The organism is Paenibacillus bouchesdurhonensis, assembly GCF_900155685.1.
Taxonomy (GTDB): domain Bacteria; phylum Bacillota; class Bacilli; order Paenibacillales; family Paenibacillaceae; genus Fontibacillus; species Fontibacillus bouchesdurhonensis.
Genome location: NZ_LT732547.1, coordinates 280029 through 301099, shown reverse-complemented (window position 1 = coordinate 301099; position 21071 = coordinate 280029). Strand labels below are relative to the sequence as shown.

22 protein-coding genes and 1 riboswitch are annotated in these 21071 nt (G+C 47.2%); of the genes, 3 read left to right on the top strand and 19 right to left on the bottom strand.

What is annotated here, in order from left to right:
• Positions 1-11: 11 nt before the first annotated feature.
• The 4 genes from CZ379_RS01395 to CZ379_RS01380 all read right to left on the bottom strand — a co-directional run bounded on the left by CZ379_RS01395 (position 12) and on the right by CZ379_RS01380 (position 2302).
• A complete protein-coding gene (locus tag CZ379_RS01395) occupies positions 12-1067 on the bottom strand; it encodes a sulfonate ABC transporter substrate-binding protein (RefSeq protein ID WP_234404771.1) in 1056 nt (351 codons plus the stop codon).
• A 241-nt stretch (positions 1068-1308) separates the two neighbouring features.
• Positions 1309-1530 (bottom strand): type II toxin-antitoxin system HicA family toxin, encoded by a 222-nt coding sequence (locus tag CZ379_RS01390; RefSeq protein WP_110929963.1) that lies wholly within the window; start codon positions 1528-1530, stop codon positions 1309-1311.
• On the bottom strand, positions 1523-1945 hold the full coding sequence (locus tag CZ379_RS01385) for a hypothetical protein (protein WP_234404770.1): 423 nt from the start codon (positions 1943-1945) through the stop codon (positions 1523-1525). The genes CZ379_RS01390 and CZ379_RS01385 overlap by 8 nt, the downstream gene beginning before the upstream one ends.
• A 129-nt stretch (positions 1946-2074) precedes the next feature.
• Positions 2075-2302: a hypothetical protein gene (locus CZ379_RS01380; RefSeq protein ID WP_110929961.1), complete on the bottom strand. Its 228-nt coding sequence runs from the start codon at positions 2300-2302 to the stop codon at positions 2075-2077.
• Between the two features lie 81 nt (positions 2303-2383).
• Between CZ379_RS01380 and CZ379_RS01375 the strand changes: the two genes are divergently transcribed.
• Positions 2384-3031 carry an SGNH/GDSL hydrolase family protein gene (locus CZ379_RS01375; RefSeq protein ID WP_110929960.1) on the top strand — a complete coding sequence of 216 codons (648 nt, stop codon included), beginning with the start codon at positions 2384-2386 and terminating at the stop codon, positions 3029-3031.
• A 168-nt stretch (positions 3032-3199) separates the two neighbouring features.
• Here the strand turns inward: CZ379_RS01375 and CZ379_RS01370 are convergent, their stop codons facing one another.
• From CZ379_RS01370 to CZ379_RS01330, 9 genes are all read right to left on the bottom strand, one after another.
• The gene (locus CZ379_RS01370; RefSeq protein ID WP_110929959.1) at positions 3200-3601 is read right to left on the bottom strand and encodes a secondary thiamine-phosphate synthase enzyme YjbQ; all 402 of its coding nucleotides are present in this window, start codon (positions 3599-3601) and stop codon (positions 3200-3202) included.
• 16 nt (positions 3602-3617) lie between these two features.
• Complete coding sequence (locus CZ379_RS01365) at positions 3618-4739, bottom strand: SIS domain-containing protein (RefSeq protein ID WP_110929958.1); 1122 nt, start codon at positions 4737-4739, stop codon at positions 3618-3620.
• A 39-nt stretch (positions 4740-4778) separates the two neighbouring features.
• The gene (locus CZ379_RS01360; RefSeq protein WP_110929957.1) at positions 4779-5705 is read right to left on the bottom strand and encodes a carbohydrate kinase family protein; all 927 of its coding nucleotides are present in this window, start codon (positions 5703-5705) and stop codon (positions 4779-4781) included.
• Between the two features lie 12 nt (positions 5706-5717).
• Positions 5718-7490 (bottom strand): ABC transporter ATP-binding protein, encoded by a 1773-nt coding sequence (locus CZ379_RS01355; RefSeq protein WP_110929956.1) that lies wholly within the window; start codon positions 7488-7490, stop codon positions 5718-5720.
• A 260-nt stretch (positions 7491-7750) separates the two neighbouring features.
• Positions 7751-8311, bottom strand: a complete 561-nt coding sequence (locus CZ379_RS01350) for an ECF transporter S component (protein ID WP_110929955.1) — start codon at positions 8309-8311, stop codon at positions 7751-7753.
• Between the two features lie 19 nt (positions 8312-8330).
• Positions 8331-9182, bottom strand: a complete 852-nt coding sequence (locus tag CZ379_RS01345; RefSeq protein WP_110929954.1) for an energy-coupling factor transporter transmembrane component T family protein — start codon at positions 9180-9182, stop codon at positions 8331-8333.
• Positions 9183-9331: 149 nt separating this feature from the next.
• The gene (locus tag CZ379_RS01340; RefSeq protein ID WP_110929953.1) at positions 9332-9850 is read right to left on the bottom strand and encodes a GntR family transcriptional regulator; all 519 of its coding nucleotides are present in this window, start codon (positions 9848-9850) and stop codon (positions 9332-9334) included.
• Complete coding sequence (locus tag CZ379_RS01335; RefSeq protein ID WP_110929952.1) at positions 9837-10031, bottom strand: GntR family transcriptional regulator; 195 nt, start codon at positions 10029-10031, stop codon at positions 9837-9839. Before CZ379_RS01335 ends, CZ379_RS01340 begins: the two co-directional genes overlap by 14 nt.
• 184 nt (positions 10032-10215) lie before the next feature.
• Positions 10216-12036: an APC family permease gene (locus tag CZ379_RS01330; protein WP_110929951.1), complete on the bottom strand. Its 1821-nt coding sequence runs from the start codon at positions 12034-12036 to the stop codon at positions 10216-10218.
• Positions 12037-12240: 204 nt separating this feature from the next.
• Positions 12241-12426, bottom strand: a riboswitch (cyclic di-AMP (ydaO/yuaA leader).
• Between the two features lie 314 nt (positions 12427-12740).
• On the opposite strand from CZ379_RS01330, the gene CZ379_RS01325 reads away from it, so the two are divergent.
• A complete protein-coding gene (locus CZ379_RS01325) occupies positions 12741-13211 on the top strand; it encodes a hypothetical protein (protein WP_110929950.1) in 471 nt (156 codons plus the stop codon).
• A gap of 85 nt (positions 13212-13296) precedes the next feature.
• On the opposite strand, the gene CZ379_RS01320 is transcribed toward CZ379_RS01325, so the two are convergent.
• The 6 genes from CZ379_RS01320 to CZ379_RS01295 all read right to left on the bottom strand — a co-directional run bounded on the left by CZ379_RS01320 (position 13297) and on the right by CZ379_RS01295 (position 19248).
• On the bottom strand, positions 13297-13905 hold the full coding sequence (locus CZ379_RS01320; RefSeq protein ID WP_110929949.1) for a hypothetical protein: 609 nt from the start codon (positions 13903-13905) through the stop codon (positions 13297-13299).
• Between the two features lie 125 nt (positions 13906-14030).
• Positions 14031-15413 (bottom strand): hypothetical protein, encoded by a 1383-nt coding sequence (locus CZ379_RS01315; RefSeq protein ID WP_110929948.1) that lies wholly within the window; start codon positions 15411-15413, stop codon positions 14031-14033.
• Positions 15414-15658: 245 nt separating this feature from the next.
• A complete protein-coding gene (locus CZ379_RS01310; RefSeq protein ID WP_110929947.1) occupies positions 15659-16708 on the bottom strand; it encodes an SPFH domain-containing protein in 1050 nt (349 codons plus the stop codon).
• Positions 16709-16729: 21 nt separating this feature from the next.
• Positions 16730-17452 (bottom strand): TPM domain-containing protein, encoded by a 723-nt coding sequence (locus CZ379_RS01305; RefSeq protein ID WP_110930452.1) that lies wholly within the window; start codon positions 17450-17452, stop codon positions 16730-16732.
• A gap of 92 nt (positions 17453-17544) precedes the next feature.
• Positions 17545-18576, bottom strand: a complete 1032-nt coding sequence (locus CZ379_RS01300; protein WP_110929946.1) for a TFIIB-type zinc ribbon-containing protein — start codon at positions 18574-18576, stop codon at positions 17545-17547.
• Between the two features lie 33 nt (positions 18577-18609).
• Positions 18610-19248, bottom strand: a complete 639-nt coding sequence (locus CZ379_RS01295; protein WP_110929945.1) for a PspA/IM30 family protein — start codon at positions 19246-19248, stop codon at positions 18610-18612.
• 177 nt (positions 19249-19425) lie between these two features.
• On the opposite strand from CZ379_RS01295, the gene CZ379_RS01290 reads away from it, so the two are divergent.
• Positions 19426-20586: a DUF4261 domain-containing protein gene (locus CZ379_RS01290; RefSeq protein ID WP_199925394.1), complete on the top strand. Its 1161-nt coding sequence runs from the start codon at positions 19426-19428 to the stop codon at positions 20584-20586.
• Positions 20587-21071 lie beyond the last annotated feature (485 nt).

Below are 21071 nucleotides of genomic sequence, written 5' to 3'. Positions count from 1 at the left end.
CTAGAAATACTTTATTTTAAAATAGCTTCATGAATGTCCAGCTTGGCTGGAATCAACCCTAGTTCATAGAAAGTGTCGGCAATCGACTGCTGCGCCTCGATCACTTCCTCGTCAATTCGCTGGATGCCATAGCCTCTGCGCCCGGCAGCCAGCTCAAGCGACTCAACATCGATGCCGAGCTGGGGCGACAGCTTCTCGGCGAGCTCCCGCGGATGATCTGCCGACCAGGCATCGATTTTATCCGCCTCCTCCAATAGAATATCCACGAGATCCGGATACTTCTCAGCAAATTCTCGGGTCGCGAGATAAAACTCATGATTGGAGACGGCATCTTCGCCATTTGCCAGCACCCTGCCCCCGGTAGCTGTCTCCGCAGCGGCAAGGAAGGGATCCCAGATCACCCAAGCATCTACGCTCCCCTTCTCAAATGCAGCACGCGCATCGGCAGGGGGCAAATATTTTACATCCACATCCTCATATGCCACTCCGTTCTTCTCCAACTGCTTCACTAGCAAATAGTGAACGTTGGAGCCCTTGTTGAGGACAACGGTCTTTCCTTTTAACTCGGCAACAAACTGCACAGGGGAATCCATCGGTACGATAATCGCTTCACTCTTTGGACTGGCTGGCTCATGAGCAAGATAGACAAGCTTGGCTCCGGCAGCCTGGGCAAATATCGGCGGCGCTTCCCCCGTATGCCCAAGATCGATACTTCCCACATTTAACGCCTCAAGCAATTGGGGGCCTCCCGGAAACTCCGTCCACTCGATTTTGATATTACGCTCCTCCTCTAAACGCCGATCCAGCGCTCCATCCGCTTTCAGAATATTGATCGTCCCATACTTTTGGTAACCGATGCGAATCGTGATGTCCCTCGTCTCAGACGGTTCATCCGGCGACGATACATTCGGTGAATCCTTCGCTGCCGCTCCTCCTGATGCCAACTGGCCCTCTCCCGAGCTGCCATTGCCGCCAGCATTGCAAGCAGACAATGCCACCGCTAATAATAAGGCCGATGCTGCCCCGACAATCCCCTGAGCCATCCGTCTCCATTTTCTCTTTTCCATAACCCACTCTCCCCCTTCTCTTCCTCATCCTCTAAAAAAGACTCTTAGAAAAACACAAAGGTCCCCCTGATCGATAGGCATCATGCATGCCTGTACTCGATTAGAGAGACCCTCCGGCTGTCCGGTTAAGTCGATTTAAGTTCTGTTAATTCACATCAGTTAACTTGGTTTGTTTTGTATAATAGCATTGGGGACAGAATAGTGTCAACTAAAATTAAAAAATATAATTATGTCAGAGTACTTACTTTTTCAAGTTGAAATACTCTTTATCCACTCTTAATTGCTGCTTTAGTATACGATTAAACAACCCCTTACCAATTTCGCCTGTACCTTTAGACACGGAAGATCTTAATATTTGACCGTCCGGCAATGTTTTCTGATAAATTTTATCACGCCCCGTTTGCCGAATCATCACCCAGCCATCACGTCTTAAAAAATTCTCTAAATCACTCCAGCTAGGCATGGAACATTTGTTTAACCGATTCAATATCGTCTTCAAGCAGTACACGCAATACATACGGCGCATGCTTACGCCGGTTCGGCGTATTGTAATATTGCGAATAATTATTCTCATAGTCCAAAGCATATTCAATTAACTGTCGCGCCAATTCGCCTCTAAGTTCTTCAAATGTCTCGCCATCGGCAACTATATCTTCGATCTGTTCGATAGAACCAGCATACCTGCCATCTTCATCTTGTTCGTACTCAAAGGTCAATTCATATATAGACAGCAATTCCTTCGTTTGTTGTTTGGAGAATGCCATGATCACATCTCTGTTCCGTTTAATCGCCTGAGGCTTCTCACGCACGATAGTATCTATAAACCCGCCAAAATTCGCTCTAACATCGGTTGCATTCAGAACAGTTTGCATATTCATTCCTCCTCACCTCCATTGTACATAAACATGTACATAATGTACACTATGTAGTATATCCAAACTTACTAAACATATTCTCCTCACCACAAAAAGACACCGGAGGCTCGGTGCCTATTGTCCAAACTGCTTCTAAGATTCTCCCTCTTTATAAGAAAGGGAATGATACCTGACCCATTCTTCAATCTCGCTCTTAACAAAGATATGACTGCCGTTGGGGAGCTTCATGTAGGGCATAAATGAATATGTATCATAAATCCCCCCGCTGAATTGCTTCCTTTTTGCTGTATCTAAGCTGATTAAATCAGTCAAATCTTGCGTTGTAATCCCTAAGTATTGGGCCAGTTCGCTTTCCGTCAATCATCCTTCCGCACCACCTTTGTGCGAGTGCCATATTATACCTTTGAGATATGTGATTACAAATAAGTGAGGGATATTCCGATGATCTATACAGCTCTTGGAGATTCCATTACATTTGGGGAAAATGCCTCTTCCTTCGCCAAAGCCTATCCCCGAGTCGCCGCATCCCTAGTAAATGCTTCAGGCTCCCATAAAGTGATTGGATATGTTCTGGCACGCCCCGGCTGGAACACCTATGATTTATTAGATGCCGCGGTGTGGCAAGGTTCCTCCGTCATCAGTCGATCGGACGTCGTCTCGGTCTGGATTGGCGGTGTGGATTTAGCAAACTCGGCCTTGTCTTCGCTAAGCAGCAAGCAGCCATTGAACTCCAAGCAAATCCTAAGCCGCTATCGACAGAATTTCCATGCCCTTCTGACGCAGATCCGAAATAGCAGTCCTGCCCGAATCATCTGCTGCACGCAGTATAATCCTTTCCCGAACAGTCTTCTTTCCACCGAAGCCATCGCGGCCTTGAACCAAGCTACGAAAGAGGTCGCCTTAGGCTATAATGCGAAAGTTGCTCCCGTCCATAAATGGTTCGAAGGCAAGCAAGACAGGCTGATCTATGGCTACCACAAAGGGAAGATTGAGGATGCCCTGAACGGCTTCCTGCCCATCCATCCCAATGACCGGGGCCATCACGTGATCGCCAAGGGATTGGTTTCTTATCTTGGGGCAGGCCAATGATTTGCCTAATATATAATTCTATCCCACCGCATCTGTCAGCAAATTTTCAATATTTCCAACATAAAAAGATGGCGCACAAGCAAAAGTACCGCCAAGCCTTTAAGTAATGACGGTACTTCATGAATTGGGGTTCATGGTTACTCTTAAATACAAACCTATCTACCTGTCCTACTGCCCCACAATCTGCGTATAAAATTCACGATCCCGCGGGCCGTCAAATTCAAAGAAATAAATGCTCTGGGAACCGCCGAGCACCAGCTCGCCGTTCTCGACGATGAAGGTCATGCTAGGGCCGACCAGTGACGATTTGATGTGCCCAGCCGCATCTGTCGGTGTGTCGCATTGATGATGAAAGTCCGCCCGGATAGGAACTAGCGTCTTGATCGCCTCATTCAAATCCAGCAGCCCTAGCGGATCTATCCCGGAATACACGGTGATGGCCGCTGTCGTATGGGGGAGATATACGCAGCAGAGGCCGTTCTGAATATTCGCGGCTTTGACATCCGTTTTGACGCTCTGGGTAATATCCAAAAATCCATGCTGATCTGTACGGATGGTATGTCTGTTCATAAGCTGCCGTCTCCTTTTAGTCGACCTGCCAACCTGCTACGGGCCCGGTGTAAAGCAGGTTGATGACATGCTTCAGGTCTACGTCATGCGGCGCATCCGGGTTCTTGTAGGATTTATGGGAGAGCTCGGAGGCGAACAAATGCAGCACGACCATTGAGGCCAAAGTTACGCCCCATGGGGACAGGCTGCGCAAATAAGGCGCGACATGGATCGTGTCGATATTCGGATTCAAGGTGTCTACGCCACCGATCACTAGTACGCGAGCACGCTGGTTTTGGGCGTATTCCACGACCTGATTCTCGCGGTGATTGGAAATATTATTTCCGATCACGACGACGACATCAGGGCTTTTCACGGCAAAGCCGAACAAGTGCATATACTCCTCTGCATTACAGAACGTCACTTGCCCGCGAGAGGTTTCAACGATTTTGGCCGCGCCGACGAGCGCCGACGATCTGGAAGGACCGCTGCCGACGAACACATAGTTTCTCGCCTCAAGGTAAGCCTGAGACGCTTCCATCAATTTTTGATGCTCCTCCTTATAGATACGATGAATCATTTCAGGTACGGTCACGGCCAGCTCTTCGCTCAGCCGCTGTCCTTCATGCTCGGAAATCGTGCCTCTTTGCACGCCCATTTCCACCGCTAATTGATAGTAAAGCGCCAACACGCTGGTCGTCGTTTTCGATGGAAAAGTCTTTGATACCCCGGTCGCTGTAGTCACCAGCGGAATCGTGCAGGAAGTGCCTAAAGGACTGTCGGCATGATTCGTTACGCCGATCGTGATCGCCTCTTTTTCCGCAGCATAGTCTTTCGACTTCAACACGTAAAGAGATTTGCCGGATGAGCTGAACAAAATGACCATCGTTTTAGATGAAACCGCAGGCTTGTTCAGATAGTAATCATAAGCTTCAAACGCAACGGCTTGAATACCCGCCAGCTTCTTGAAAGCTTCGGCAGCCGCAAGGCTGATGAAATAGCAGTCGCCGGAGCCGAGGAGGTGAATTTCCTGGACATCCTTGCCGGCATCGCGGATTTTCGCAATATCGTCCTTCAAAGAGTTAATGCAATTCTGAATCGAGTCGGCCTGCTCCAGTACTTCCTTCGGAAAATGATAAGTTTCATACCAGTTGCTCATAGTTTTTTTCCTCCGCTCATGAGTTTATGAATATTTGATTTATGAATTAATGAGTTGATACTGTTCGATTTCCTCCGGCTGCGGCATGCTTCTAGCTCCCGTTCGTGTCACGGAAATCCCTGCGGCAACAGCGGCAAACTCCATAGCCTCCCTCACGCCAAAACCCTTAAGTTCGGCTGAAATATAGGCCGCTGCGAATGTATCCCCAGCCCCCGTAGCGTCGATCGCCACATGATTAGTCGGCGCTACGCTAAACGCGATTTCCCCGCCCGTTTGCAGCAAATACGAGCCTTCCTTGCCGCACTTGACGATAAAGGTCTGTCCCTCTCTCGGAGAAAGCCCGAGCGCCTCCATTTCCGATTTGCCCGTCAGCACCACATCGCAAAGCTCGGCCATGTGCTGCATGGCATCCTTGATCTGCGGCGGCACCGCATCCGTCGGATGGCGAAGGTTCGGATCGAAATACAGCTTCGCTTTGCCCTTCCACCGCTTCGCCACTTCAAAGATGGTAGCCTCTGTCACCGGGAGTCCCAGCAATACGCCTGACAGGAAAATCGCCTGAGGCTGGATTTCCTCTAGAATGCGCGTGTCCTCCATTTGGAGATTACCGTAGGCCGAGTCTAGGGCAAAGACGAAAATCGTGCGCTCCCCTTGCGGATCAACAGTGATAACGACGGTTCCCGTAGGAATGACCGGGTCTAGAATGATACCGCGGGTATCCACGCCGTAGGATTTCAAATCCTCCTTAAGGAAATTTCCGGTCTCATCATTCCCCAAGCGGGAGATCATCGTACAAGGCACGCCCAGCCTGCCGAGACCCGCAGCTACGTTGCCGCCCGTTCCCCCGCCGTTCCTTTCGAGCGGCGATCCGTATGTTCCGTCGCCGTTGGCCGGGTAGCTGATGATGCGCGACACCATATCGGCAAAAATATCGCCTATAACAACAACCTGGAATTTCTGTTCCACTGTAAACACCTCCTATATATTCAACTGTGCTGTCTTATTGATATCCATAATGATCTCGGCCATATCCTCAATCGTTCGGGCAGCTTTCCCTTCAATCGAAGGAACGCTCGCTTTTAGCTTGTGATATAGCTCAAGAATAGGAGGAAGACTTATATTCGCAGTTTCAAAAAGCTTCTGGTATTCCAGAAGGCCGCCCACATCGCCATCGTAAACGATTTTCCCTTGATGCATGGCTACCACGCGCGAGGAATATTCGCGCACGATGCGCATATCGTGGGTGACGGCCAGGATGGTCATTCCGCGCTGATGCAGCGTCTCGATCAGTTCCAGAATCTGTTTACTTTCAACCCAGTCCAAGCCCGTGGTCGGCTCGTCGATGACCAAAAACTCCGGCTCCAGTACGACTGTCGAAGCAATGGCGATTTTTTGACGTTCCCCTTTACCGAGATTAAAGGGATTCTCGTCCTTCAGCTCGCTCAGACCCAGCAGCTCCAGAACGGCATCGACCTTCCGGTCGATTTCATCCTGCTCCAGACCTAAGTTGATTAAGCCGTAGGCTACCTCTTCCTTGACGGTATTCGAGAAAATCTGATGATCCGGATTTTGGAAGCAATAGCCCACTTCTGTGATGAATTCAGAGGTGTCCTTGCCCTGAATATCCTTCCCTTTCAAGCTGACTGTTCCCCGGGTAGGGGTCAGAATATTATTGATATGCTTCGTAAACGTGCTCTTTCCGGCCCCGTTCGTGCCGATGAAGGTGATGTAATCTCCTTTGTAAATGTTCAGCGACACGCCATCCAGCGCATTGAAAGGCCCGCCCGGCGTATTGTAGGTGTGAACGACCTGCTCGAACTGGTAGAGCGGCACCTCATCTTTCTCAAAAGGCGCGTACCGGTATACCGGCTCCTCGGAAGGTGTGGAGCTTGCCTCTGGAATGCCCATTGTCTCCACCAGGCTCTCATACATTTCATCCGTCGTTAGCGGCAGCTTCGGGAACTCGATTCCCGCTTTCTCTTGCAGCACATAAGCCAGCCTAACCATCTCCGGCGGAGATACGCCGATGCGTTCACATAAGGCTCTATCCTTAAACACCTCGCGGGGCGGAGCGTAGGCTACCACTTTCCCTTCGCTCATGAGAGCCACCCGGGAGGAGTACTGCACGATCAGCTCCGGATCCTGTTCAATGAGGATCACCGTAATATCCTTATCCTGGCGCAAATCATCGAGAATATCGCATAAATCCTTCCGGCCTCTAGGATCCAGTTCAGCGGCAGGCTCGTCCATGACCAACACCTTCGGCTCCATGCACAGCACGCCTGCAGAAACGAGCCGCTGTGTCTCCCCGCCGGATAATGAATCCGGCTTGCGGTTGATTTTTTGCGCTAATTTCAGCTTCTGAATATATGAGTTCACGCGCTCGATCAGCTCTTGCTTAGGCAGGCCTAGGTTCATTGGCCCGAAGGCGATATCGTCGAATACCGTGGTACCGAGAATTTGGCTTGAAGCATCCTGGAATACGCTGCCTACGATATCCACGAACAGATTGGGCGAGCTCGACGTGACTTCCACGTCCGAGACGATCGCTTTCCCTTCCAGCACGCCATTCTCGAAAAAGTCAGGGATGATTCCCCGAAGCACCAAGGATAGCGAGCTTTTGCCTGCCCCTGTTGGCCCCATGATCCCGATAAACTCCTTGGGTTCGATCTCTAATGAAATATCATCGAGCACGTTAGGGCCTTTAGGATCGTATTTCCAGCTTATCTTGTGCATTTCAACTATCGGCATGAGAACCCCTTTCCGCAAAGATCGCTAATTCATTGACCTAATCTCCAACCATTTCGAACCGAACAGCAATCTTTGCGTCTATAGAATAATGACTTTGGCTATAAATGACTTGTCTTAGATGATGCCCATTATTTATGCTGATCCTTCAGAACCAGCGGCTCCCCTCCGACCTTCTTCGTCACGGCCAGATAGATCATGGTTGGCGCAAAGCATACTACAAGCAATATAAGCACCCAGATGAATGTCATGGCGATTCCTCCTTATCCGTTCACGATACTTGTTTTGGCAAGCATTTTATGAGCTGCGGCACCGATGGAGCTGGCGATCGCCGAAGCGACACAGGCGCCGATGAGTCCGGCAATTCCGGCACCGAATGCAGCCGGAACCGTACTGCCGCCGGCAATTATAAAGGATGCAGGGACGACAGCTAGCGAGAATAAGACACCGTTCGTCAACGTTGCGGCAATAATGGCGGCCAGATGACCGAACTTCAGCCGGGCCAGTCTTGCATAGACGCCCATGCAGCCTCCAAGGAAGACACCCCAGCAGATCTGAATTGGAATACCAAGCGGAAATCCAACGACCCACGCACCTAGAAGCCTAGCGAATATGCCGATGATCTGCGCTTCCTTCCAATCCCAATTTTTTACCATGCCGGCAAAATAACCTGGGGCCGAATCGATTCCGATATCCCCCGTTGGCGTAGGAATCTTCACGAATGCCCCAACCGCGGATAAAGCAATCAGAATCGACATGCGCGACATCCGTTTTGGAGTAAAGAATGATTTCTTGTTTCTAACGACCACATGTGCTGTTGCCATGCTGACAACCCCCTTTTTGTTATAACAGTCCTATGCCATACTTGGATTTTGCATATACAGAAAACGCGATAACTCCTATTACGATCAGACAGAATACCGCTTGCAGAAAACCAAACTTAATATCGAGCATTTGAGTTCGCTTGTTGCTGAACCCATAACCCCGCGAGGTCATGGACATCGCCATCGTGTCGGATCTGCGCATGGATGATGCGATCATCGGCACGAACAACGGAATGATTCCCTGAACGGCGGCTCCCTTTTTTCCATTCGCGTTCTTCTTGCTGGAAGCGCCCCTTGATTTCTGCGCCTGCTGAATTTGCTCGACCTCTTTTTTCAGTGTTGGAATGAACCGCAGGGCAATGCTGAGCATCAAACCGAACTGATAAGGGAGACCCATCCGGTTTAGGCCGTACAGCATTTCCTCAATCGGAGTCGTATGCGAGAACAGGTTCGAGGCAAGAATCATGATGAGCATTTTTAGAATGAAATTGGCACCCGCCAGCATCCCCCCACTCGTTAGGCCAATGTTCATATACTTGGTTTCCCATAGCACGAAATACACCTTCCTGGCGATTTCGGTATGCGCGCTGGAGACATCATAGATAAACGCCGAGAACACGAAGAGGATCAGAAATATCCCTAGCACGGATTTGGCCGTCCCGGCCAGCGATTTCAGGCTTACCCCTGCGCTCAAGCACATCACCAATACGAGAAAGAACACCGGCAGCAGGTGAATCGGATTATTAAAGACCATGGCTACGGCTACAAAACCGATGAATATGGCAAATTTCGAGTAGAGGTTCATTCCTTTCAAGAAGGGCACCTTCGGTAGAGTCGCCCCCATAGCGGTAGAACCTTGATGATTGTCCATAGATGCTTCTCAACTCCTTATCAAGTCTGGCAAATCTGGTTGCTTAGATATATAAACGCTGAACACCGGCCGTTGTTAGCGCTTACAAAAGAGTCGGGAACCACAGCTGAGGCGTTGCCTTCAGCCGGGCTAAGTTGTTATAGCATGTGTCAGGGAGTCTCTCGAGTAATCACAGTGTGCTTGTACCGATCCCCGCGATAATATACTTTCGTAAATTCTACGATCGCATTGTTCTGGTCATAGGCGATTCGTTCGACGTGAAGTATGGGCTCTCCCTCTTCGATGTGCAGGATTTTCGCCATTTGCGCACCGGCGGGGATCGCTGTTATATTATCCAGCGCGGTTTGAATCGTGATGCCATGATCCTCTTTGAGAACTTTATAGAAGGACTGCTTCTTCTTCCATACGCTAAGATCATACGAGCCTACGAACCTAACCGGAACATAGGAGCAGTGGATGGTGATCGGTTCATCATCGGCTGAGCGAACCCGGTAAAACTCGATGACCTCCTCATCTGTTGTAATCTCCAACTTGGAGGCGATTTCAGAAGTAGGATGCATTTTCTTTACCGTCATTTCGATGATCGAAGACTTCATGCCTTTTCGTTTGATAATGTCCGTAAAGCTCATAATGTTAGGTACCGCCGAATCCAGCTTAGAGGACGACACTCGGGTTCCCTTTCCGCGGACGATCGTAAGATAGCCCTGTGCGAATCGTCGTTCTGCTGACCTTGTATTCCTCTTCCAATTCGCTCTCGCTGGGAATGAATTCACCTTTCTTGTACATTTTATTCTGGATCTTCTCAGCCAGATCGTCCCTGACCTTTAAATACAGCGACTTTTTCGCCATTCATAATACACTCTCCAACCTGATTTTAATTTCACTTTGAGATTATCACATCTCTATTTTTTAGAGACATCATTATGTCTTGTTTAGAGAGTAAATCAAAAGTCCCCTGAAGTCAATAACTAATTTTTAGGGAGCGGGGCGAATGACGAAAAGCCCCCCCAAGAAGGAGGCTAAAGCAACAGCATTATTTTTTCAAATGATATGGCACGGTCGTAATAATGACATCCTTGCGATAAAGCAGGTAGGTACGGAGCATCAGGCTGGTTTGGTTATGCAGGAAGTTATGCCAGCCCTTCTTCGGAATGAATTGGGGAATGATGACCGTCACCTGGTAACCGGCCTCGCTTGCCTTCCGTTGCACCGAATCGATGAATTTGCCGAGTGGAGTAATGATGCTTCGATAAGGTGAGTACAAGGTTGCCAGTCTAATATCCGGCCAGGAGCGGTTCCACTTCTCCTCAAAGCGGGCAATATCCTCTCTCTCGAATGGAATGTACACAGCAATGATTTGATTAGCCGCCAAGGACTTGCCGTAGTTCAAGGAATGGTCAACGACATGCGTAATTCCCGAGACTGGTAAAATAATGACATTCCCCGTAATCGGCACCGCCGGCTCGCAGGTCGTCAGCCGCAGCTGCTCCCCAACCGCTTCGTAGTGCTTCTTGATGCGATAGAATAACCAGACGATGAGCGGCAGGAAGATCAGAACCGGCCATACTCTCGTAAATTTCGTCAAAAAGAACACCAGCGACACGGTTAAGGATATCAAAGCACCGATAGAGTTGATCGTCAGCTTCACGACCCAGCCCTTCGGCTTCTTGCGAATCCACTTCATCAGGATCCCCGTTTGCGACAGCGTAAACGGAATGAATACACCAACCGCGTACAGCGGAATCAATTGCTCCGTCTGTCCCTGGAACACGATAATCAAGATGATGGACAGCAGCCCCAGACTGATGATGCCGTTGGAGTAGCCTAGCCGATCCCCCCGCGCCGTGAACATTCTCGGAATAAACTTGTCATTGGCCAAATTCACGGCCAGCAGCGGAAACGCGGAATACCCTGTGTTGGCAGCCAAAATCAAGATCAAGGCAGTTGTTCCTTGGATGAAATAGTACACCGCATTTCTTCCGAAGGTATGCTCGGCGATTTGCGAAACCACCGTCTTCTCTGCAGCAGGAACAATCCCGTAATAATAAGCCAGGAACACAATTCCTGAGAAAAGAATCGCAAGCAAGGCCCCCATCGCCAGCAGTGTCTTAGCCGCATTGTTCGGCGCAGGATCTTTAAAATTCGGGATCGCATTGGAAATCGCTTCGACTCCCGTCAAAGCCGAGCTCCCCGAAGCAAAGGCTCTTAAGATCAAGAATAGCGTCATCCCTGCTACAGGGGTGCCGACCGGTACATGCAAACTTGGCGAGACATGACCAGCGGCAATATTATAAAGCCCTACGGCGATGAGGATAAACAAGGCCAGCACGAATAAATAAACGGGATAAGCAAGAATCGTTGCAGATTCGGTAACCCCCCGCAAATTCAACAAGGTAAGGAGAATGATGAAGACCACAGCGATGATCACCTTATGTGTATGCAAGCCCGGAAAAGCCGATGTTATCGCATCCGTGCCCGCGGACACACTGACGGCAACAGTCAGAATATAATCGACCAGCAAAGATCCGCCGGCAACCAGCCCGGGGAAGATCCCCAGATTCTGCTTGGATACCACGTACGCTCCCCCGCCATGCGGGTAAGCAAATATGATCTGACGGTAGGATAAAATAAGGGCGGTCAATAATACCAATACGGCGATTCCGATCGGTATCGAATACCAGAACGCCGCTGTACTGATGGTCACCAATACGAGCAAAATTTGCTCCGGCCCGTAAGCCACAGACGATAATGCATCGGAGGAAAGAATGGCCAGTGCCTTTTTCTTATTCAGCTTCTGTTCCCCTAATTCCGTCGATTTTAACGGTCGTCCAATTAACAGCCTTTTTATGGTCATCCCTTGTTCCACCACCAATTTAAGATATGGGACATTTTGTATCGTGCCCTCTCGGTTTTACCATTATCCGTGTTGGCCGGCATCTCTATGCCTTGCATTCCAGGATAAGAGAAGAAACGTACTTGTCTGGGCAAACCGCGTCAAAAAAAAGCCGCAGGAAAGTTGGCCTTTCCCGCGGCTGCTCAAAAAATGTGGCACGCGACAAATTCCTCTTTCGTAACGCTTACGAGGTTAGCTGACGGATTCGGGCCGAAAGTAGCCCTACACTTGACAATCTCCATACATCGTCTTCAAATCAAGCGATTCACCCCCCCGGGATAGGCAAGCTCATCCCTTTGGTTCCCCCGTTTCCGATTGTAAAATAACTGTAGAATTCAGCGATCAAGGATTATTTAATTCATAAACCAGTTCGTCATGGATGAAATATTACTCCTAAAAAAAGGTGGTGTAAAGAAATAAGGGAATCCAAATCAGGCCAAAAATAACCCTTCCAGATTTAATAGTGCGCTTACATGACCCTCTCTCTTTGACGGACTCGTTTTTTTGTGTTCTTTGTTGTGAGCTTTATCAGAGCTAAGACTACTTTCCGCCCCATGGAAACGGCCATAAATGGGCCTATCAACCCGTAGAAAAAAATTAAAAATCATAATAATATAAAATAATATTTGGAAATATGAGGAATGTAGAGAAGGAGAGACTGGATCATGAAGAACAGCAAATGGATGTATTTATTAATATCCATTCTTGTACTGGTAGGATTAAGCGCCTGCCAATCCTCCAAGAACGAGCCGACACAACAACCATCGAACTCGGAAGCCGTGCAAGACATTGCAGCCGAAGCCGCAGCCAACGATCAAAGACCTGAATACTTGCCGGTGGATTTTCCATTGCCGGACGATGCGAAGATCAGTACATCCCACTCTGAAATCAATGACGGCAAGAAATCCGTGCTGCTTATTTTCTCAACAGAAGAAGACATGGAGACAATCACCAAGCTGTACAAGGATTATTTTAAAGCGCAAAATTTAGACGACTCCGGTCAAACTCTGGATGAGGAGAACATCATTATTCAAGGAGATAATCCTGACAAGAATGAAAGCTGGTCCATGATCGGCGGACTCCTATCTTCCCAAGAAGGGGTCATTGAATTAAACGTTACATGGACGGAGTTGTAAGGCAATTAGTTCAATTAAAGCAAAGCAACCCTATCGAGCAGACTTTTTGAGTAAGTCTCTCGGTAGAGTAGCTTTCTGTTTATCCCTAATTAATCTGAGTACGTTCGATCCATATTTCTTCTACATTGGTTATGTTATTCTCTTGCAAATAAATCAGAGTACTCTTCTCAATTCTGTCAATTAGCTCGATCCAATGGGAATTGGATAAACTATAGTCGGTTCCATTCTCCGGCAAGCTCGAAGATATCCATTTTTTGTTCAACTCCCGAATTTTCTCTATAGCTAATTTCTCTTCTGAATCTATACTTGATTCGTTTATTTCAGAAAATAAAAGAGCAATCTTCTGTGCATTTAAAGAGCTTTGATTATATTGAAATCCTTCCTTTTTATATTTCAGTTTCACTGCAACATCCGCATTTTCTTGAATCGTACGTTGGATCAGTTCGTTATTCATCGCTAAAACCCTAGCTTGATCCAACGTAATTTTTCCACTTCGCAGTACCGTGTCATACATATTTTCATTTTCTTGAAACGCCGAGACCATATTGTGCAAGCTGTCATTGATGATCATAGAAATATGCTCTTTATACAATTCCTTAGTTTGATGTTCCGAAATGCTGATAATAATTAATATAATAAATATTAACAATGAAATGATCCTTATGGCAGTCCTACCAGAATTTTTTTGTTTCATTAAATCCCCCCTTAAACTTCCGTTCATTGTTTCAGAAATTATATTCACTAATAATTAACATATACATTAAAAAGTGGACAAAGACAACGGCGACTTTTAGCCGCCGTTGAAAGATTCAAGTTATTTTATTTGGAAACAGTGTATTGAAAAGATATATCCTTGCTATTGGAGTTATACAGTAAGCCATCGTAGTAAACATCCCACTTAACTTTCATAACACCGTTCGCCGTTGCAGATGTACCTGTAGTGCTTTCATACTGAACTGTGCTTTGAAGAAGTAAATGGTGACCTGTATTTGCACCAGAAATATCGGTATACCTGAACAGTTGATGATTACCTGAGTTTGCACTTTCAACTACTGTAGGATTTGAATTCAATTTAATATTAGAAGTTCCAAGTGTAATTGTTTTACTCGTTCCTGCATCAATAATCGCATTAATCCATCCTGTAATTTCACTTATTGAAGGCAAGGCCGGAAGTGCTGTCGACCATGCTTTTTCGGCAATTTTCAATGCTAATGAGGAGCCTGTGCTATAACCATCAAGCCTTCCATCCACGATAGCATTTACAATTGTTGACTTAGCCCCAACTCCAGTACTAAGTCGAACATTTTTATACCTGAAAGGATTATCTATATTCCTGTAAGTAGTTCCATTAACAGTTACATGTTCAGCGATTTTAAAGCTATTCACCCAGGTAGATTGATTTTTTACATCCAGAGCCTTCCATGACCCGTACGGCAAAGACCAAGCTTGGATATAGTCAGATCCAATGTAAAAAGATTTATAATACGTTGTACTGTGAGTCCAGTCAGAGAAATAACCTACAGCTGTGGGAGAAATAGTTGATTTCTGAACACCAAGCTTTTCCATTACTTTTTTGTCTGTAGGAATCTCCTTTTGTTCATAGGGTTGAATTACACTAATAAACCAAAAGAAGTCCTTTTCGGTATCTATTCTATCGTTAGTGCTAACTTCAACACTTTCCAGTTCCTTTGGTACATCAACTTCAAATAGCAGGATATTTCCTTCCTGATCTTTCATATAAATTTTTAAATGTGGTGAATTTTCATATTTTTTATTGGTGATAACTTTATCTTCTGAGCTGTCATTATAAATATCAAATAAAAGAACATTAAAATTATGAGTACTATCTTCAAGATCTCCCACTACACTATTTATGGAATTATCTTGTTTATAGCTCTTGTAGAGATTACCCGAAGCTGCTAATCTCTTCTCGGTATTATTATAATTTATAATAGCGTTAAAATTTAGAACATCCCCTTGCAATTGAATATTTTCAAGACTGATAGTTGCATTTTTTTCAATGTTACTGATTGTATCAGATGAACTACTAGGTCTACCATAAAGCTGATTAAATCTTTCAATAGACATAACGATACCTGGCTCACTGGTTGTGGTGAATAATTCTTCTTCGGCTGCATAAGCAGGAACACTGAGGGCAAAAACTAGTACTGTGAGTAAAAATAGGCTAGTAATCTTCTTCACAGGCACTCATCTCCTAAGTAAGTATTTTTACAACCACCTAAAATTACCATTTAATTATTTTATTGTCAATTATTTCAATGTATATTTCTTTAATTTCAACTTGGCTTATTAGCAATCTAGTACACACCAATAATCTCTCATATTCCCTCATTAAATATGTTTCATAGCTACAAAAAAAGAATTAAACGCATGAGCCATCATCACTACGGCTCATCGTCTAATTCTTTGCTTGCAATATATTATGTTTAATTCAGCTTCTGGCCGCAATTCGGACAGAAATTCGCCCCTTCGTTCTTCGCACCACAGTTCGGACAAAAGTTTGGCCGTTTGCCCTCTTCATGAGCGGATGAAGCGCCGCCCCCAGAAGGTTGCTGGCTTGGATTCTGAGAGTGCTGATTCTGGTTCGAACTCTGGCCTTGGTTCTGGTTCTGGTTCTGGTTCTGGCCCGGATTCATGTTCATGTTCTTCATCATTTCATTCGCCATGGTCATGCCCATCATCATGCCTGCCATGTCCGAGGCCATGCCGCCGCCCTGCACTTTGCCGGAAGCGATGCCGTCCGTCATGCTGACCTGCTGGTATTTCTGCAGGTTGCCGATCATTTCGTGGGATGCCGTCTTCGTAATCATGTCCTGGATTTCCTGAGGATAGTTGAAGCTCATCACCTGGAAGCCGGTAATCGTCATGCCGTTGCCCAGCATTTCCATATCCAAATCCTCGCGAATTCCTCTCGCGATGTCCACAGCGTTCGCCTGTAAATTGAACATGTCCTTGCCTTCTCGGCTGATCCATTTCATCAGCAGCTGATCCAATACGGAAGTGATGCGGATTTTAACATCCTCAACCAGATAGCTGCCTTTCATCCCGGCGATATTATCGATCAACGTCACATAGTCATTGACTTTAAAATTGAACGTTCCGTTGGCGCGAATCGGCATGCCGCCCGGCAGCTGAGGCGTCGGAATCAAGATCGGATTCTGCGTTCCCCATCTAACGGTAAATTCCTTCGTGTTGACGAACAATACCTCAACCCGCATGCCGCTGTTAAAGCCAAATTTAAAGCCTTTTAGCGTGGATAGAAACGGAATGATTTCTGACTCTATGTTATAAGAACCTTCATCCTCAAAAATTCCCTCGATCTTGCCATTGTTCACAAAAATCGCGTCTTGTCCCGCCCGAATGATCAATTTACTGCCCTTCTTAATCTCCCGGTTGCTCCATTTCCAGAAGATCATATCATCTCTGAATTCTTCCCATTCTACGACGTTGGCAAATTGATTTCTAAAGAATCCCATGTTGATTCCCCATCCCTTCGATTAAAATTTCCCTCTGCTGCTGCTATGCGAATGACCGCCTCCGGTGATTCCCCCACCGCCGCCACCGCCGCCTGAGCTGCTGCCCGTGTTCCGCTCGATCTTCCGTTTCGTCGTCGTCGTTCTAAGGTATTGATCCTGGCGATCCACTATTCCTGAAGTGCTGGCATCCTCATAGGTGCGCCGATTAATCGTAATGCGGCCGCCCGAGCGGTAAGCCATGGTACTGACGACAATACCGCCAAAGATGCCGGCTGCTGCCAGTTGAAACCAAATGTTAAACAGCGGGTTATCCGGGTTCACTCCCGGCTTGAAGCCCATATACTTATGGGCGGTTTTAATGTATTTTTCAAAAGCTCGCTTATAATCTCCATTGGATAAATCCGGCGTGATCCTGTTGCGTATTTTGTCCAGCCTGCCATCGTCCAGATATTGCTCCGCCTTGTAGAATCCGGCCAAATATACGTCCCTATTCCTCATGTCGAGCGTTAGAATCACCGCATTGCCATGGGACTTATCATAACCGGGGGCCTCATTGTCGTAAAAATCCTCCGTCATCTTCTCGACGTCGATATTATCAGCGTTATTTGAAGTAATAATTATGATATCTGTTTCCCTTTTCGCGCCGTACTCATTCGCCATCGCGTTCAACTCATCATATTCCTCCGAGCTGAGCAGGTTCGCTTTATCATAGATCAGCGTCTTTGTTGGCGCTGCTGCTGCCATCTGTACTGGCGCAGCGAGAGATGCGAAGAAGAAGATCAGAATGACCAGTATTGTCGGTATTGTCGGTGCTGTAGGTGCTGCATCATACTTTCTCACAAGAATCCTCCTCCCATCATCCAGGAGATCAGCTTCAAAGCCAGAAGTGTTGCGCCCGATACGCCTGCAAACCAGGCTGTGATTTTCCCTTTGCTGAGCGGAGGCTTGCCGACTACCTTGCCCGTCTGACCATTCATTGCAAATACGTATTCCTTTCGATTATAGTCATACTTCACCATCCATACCGGAATCAAGCAGTAGTCCGCCTGCTTTAAGGTCGTATCAATATCCTTATTGGTGAAGCTGACAGACGTATACCCGGTCACCGCAGATGAAATCGAGGATTCAATGAAGCCTCTGATTTTCTCCTTGGCCCGAGGGAGCAGCTCCCGATCGTTGTAGCTGTATTTATCCGCAATATAACCAGCAAGGTAGGGGCTCCTGAAGCCCTTTAACCGCTCATAAGGAAAAGGCTCCAGCTTATCCATCAGCTCGTCGTTCATCTTATGCGACGCATCGATCGGCAAATTGACGTAATTCAGACGGAGCTTCCGATATATCGCGAAATGCTGGGTCTCCGTATACCGATAATCGCCCCGCGTATAAGTTCTTACTTTCGTCGCCTGGCCATGAACCTCAACTCGATTATGCAGTTCATACAGCCAGAAGGGAACATACACTCCCGTAATTCCTTTAACGCGATCCGCGGTCATAAATCCTCCGGGGGTAAGCAGGCCGTTCCTGCACCATTTCCGAAAGGCCGCCACCGCCTCGTCCTTGCTGATCACAAAGGGGAGTACCTTCGCCGGGGCAAGCTCCCCAGTCAAACGGTCGCCAAGAACGACGGCCGATCCGCAGAAGCTGCACACCGTGGCGGTCGTTACCTCCTCGGCTGTAATAGGAGCCCCGCAGCTGTTGCATTGATACCCCTTCCCCGTCTCCTCTGAAAATATCCGCTGCTCGAGAGGATCAGGGATTTGCTCAATATTGTCTTGTCTCCCGCAGCCTTGGCAGGTCAATGCTCCCGTCCTACCGTTAAAGACCATGCCGCTGCCGCAATTGGGACATTTATAATCGATTACCGGCATTTACTCACCTCAGGTCATAAAAAGTAGCTTGGATCATGATTGCTTTTTGTTGATTCTTGCTTTAATAGCAGCTAGTCCATCTTCAACGCTTGCAGAAGCATCCTGGCGCGCCCCTGATGATCTCAGCTCCGCCAGGGCGATTGCCTCTTCTGCGGCGAGATAAGCCTTCTCCTCAATTTCATCAAATGAGTCCGCCGCTGTGCTGCTGCCCGCCCCGAAGCCTTGCTGCAGCTTGGCGGCAGCAAGCTTCTCCTGCATCTCGGAATATCGAGCCTCCAGTTGGCCGAGGTCATTCGTCAGCTTCTCCTGCATCTGCCTCATGCGGGTCACTTTGGCAGCCGCTAGCTCGTGAGCTTGTTGCAGCTCACTCAACTTGTCCGCCTGCTGCGCTTTCCGCTCCAGGAACTTTATAGCGTCATCCTCATTTCCCGCTTCCACCGTTTTCTCGGCATAACGCTGCAGCTTCTTGATCTCCATCTGGCACTCATTCCAGGAGGCCTTCGCCCTTCGCTCATCCGCAAGCACAGCATTCATTTCCGCCTTAACCTGGCTTAGATCACTGCGCAGGCTCCGCATATATTCATCCAGGGCCTTCGCCGGATCCTCTGCCCGATCCATGAACGAATTCACATTGGCTCTCATAATATCTCTAAACCTCGACAAGATTCCCATTGTGAGTCCTCCTTCGAAAGTTCGCATTTACCTATAATACATGTATTTCGACAAAAAGGTTTCATTTCCGTAGAAAGATGAAGAAATAAGAGAGGCTCTATATTGAATTGCATTCCACCGATTAGTAGAATATACAAATATAGGTCTTTGCTCATATTTTAATAAAGGAGAGGAATAATGACGACCCAACAGCAGGCGGCAATGCAAGCCATGATAGACTGGCTGACGCATGAGCATGAACTCGGCCGAAAGCCCAGCAAAATTGAAATTGCAGGAGAATTTGACCTGCACGACATGCGTTACTACATATTCAAGTATAAAAAATCACTACTCGGAAAATGGCTTCTTGGTGTCTGCGGTGGATATGAAAATCCATCCGATACCGAGCATTGCGGACATGTATTCAGTGAAATGACAAATTATGATCCTGCAACGGCAGAGCAGGAAGCCATCGCTATGGTAGAGATGATCCGCAACTACTGGATGCAGCGGGCTGCAGAGCTGGAGGCCGGGCAAGAACTGGAGCAGGGGCAGGAGCACGAACAAGAGCAAGGAAATCTTGAATCTCCCGAAAACGAGGCATCCGGTAGTTTTCACGGGTTCGTCCTCTTGAGCTCTCCAGAATGCGATCTTGATTTGGTGAAGAAACTGCTTATACAGGATTGGAGCATTTCCTGCCACCCCGAAGAAGGAGTGAACCGAAATCCCAATGAGGAAAAGGAAGGAACTCTTGTCTTTGAAGTTGATGACTTTACCGTGGCTTTGAGCTTTATCGAGGCTCCGATCCCGGATGGTGAGGCCGAACACCATGCCCAGAGCAATTATCTCTGGCCAGAAGCCGTCGAGGTGACCAAGACGCATACAGCGCAGATCATTGTGGCCGTCCTTAATCGTTCCGGTTCAATACTGGACAGCGGCAGGCTTTATACGAAGCTAGCAGCCAGTTGTTTAAAGCTGCCGAATGCGATAGGGATCTATACATCGGGTACCGTCTTTCAGCCTGAATTCTTTTTGGATATGGCCGACATCATGAGATCCGATGATGCGTTCCCTTTGTTGAATCTCGTTTACTTTGGCTTAGTCAGCAGCGAAACTGGTATGAATGGATATACCTATGGGCTGACATCCTTTGGCAAGGATGAGATTGAAGTTTTGGATAGTCAGGCAAGCCCTGCCGAGCTGCGTGAATTCCTGATTAATATTTCGGGTTATGTCGTAGAACACGATGTCACTTTAAGAGATGGAGAAACAATCGGCTTCACTTCCGAGCAAAAGCTGCCGATTACACGCTCAGAAGGTGTATATGTCAACGGAGACAGTCTCAAAATCAGATATTAGATTTTATAATTCTTATCGCTAAAGTTATTACTAGACATCGAATGATGGAGTAAAAAGACACCGTACGGTGTCTTTTTACTACTTTTACCTATATAAAACGAACTAATGAGTGGGATGCGGGCAAGAGTGAAAAATTAATTTCGAAGAACGGAATCAGCTTTCTGAAAGAAGGCTGTTTCCCGAGCATAAGCTTGTGCTCGCATTTCTGACCGGATTCCTGCCTCATATGAACCTCTATCATCCAAGTAACATGCCTATTTCAATAGTTCAACTTATATAAATGGATTTATAGTAGTTAGTTTCGGCGGCAAGACAGGAACAGTAAATTTAAATGGATCTCAAGTCATTAAAAGAAGACAATTTGCCATCATAGGCTGGATTCTTAACTTTAGGTACATAAAAATCCATCTAATTCGCAGAAACATTCGTCCAGCACTTAAATAGATACATAAATTCCATTTACTGTGCGACAGCTGACAACTTGG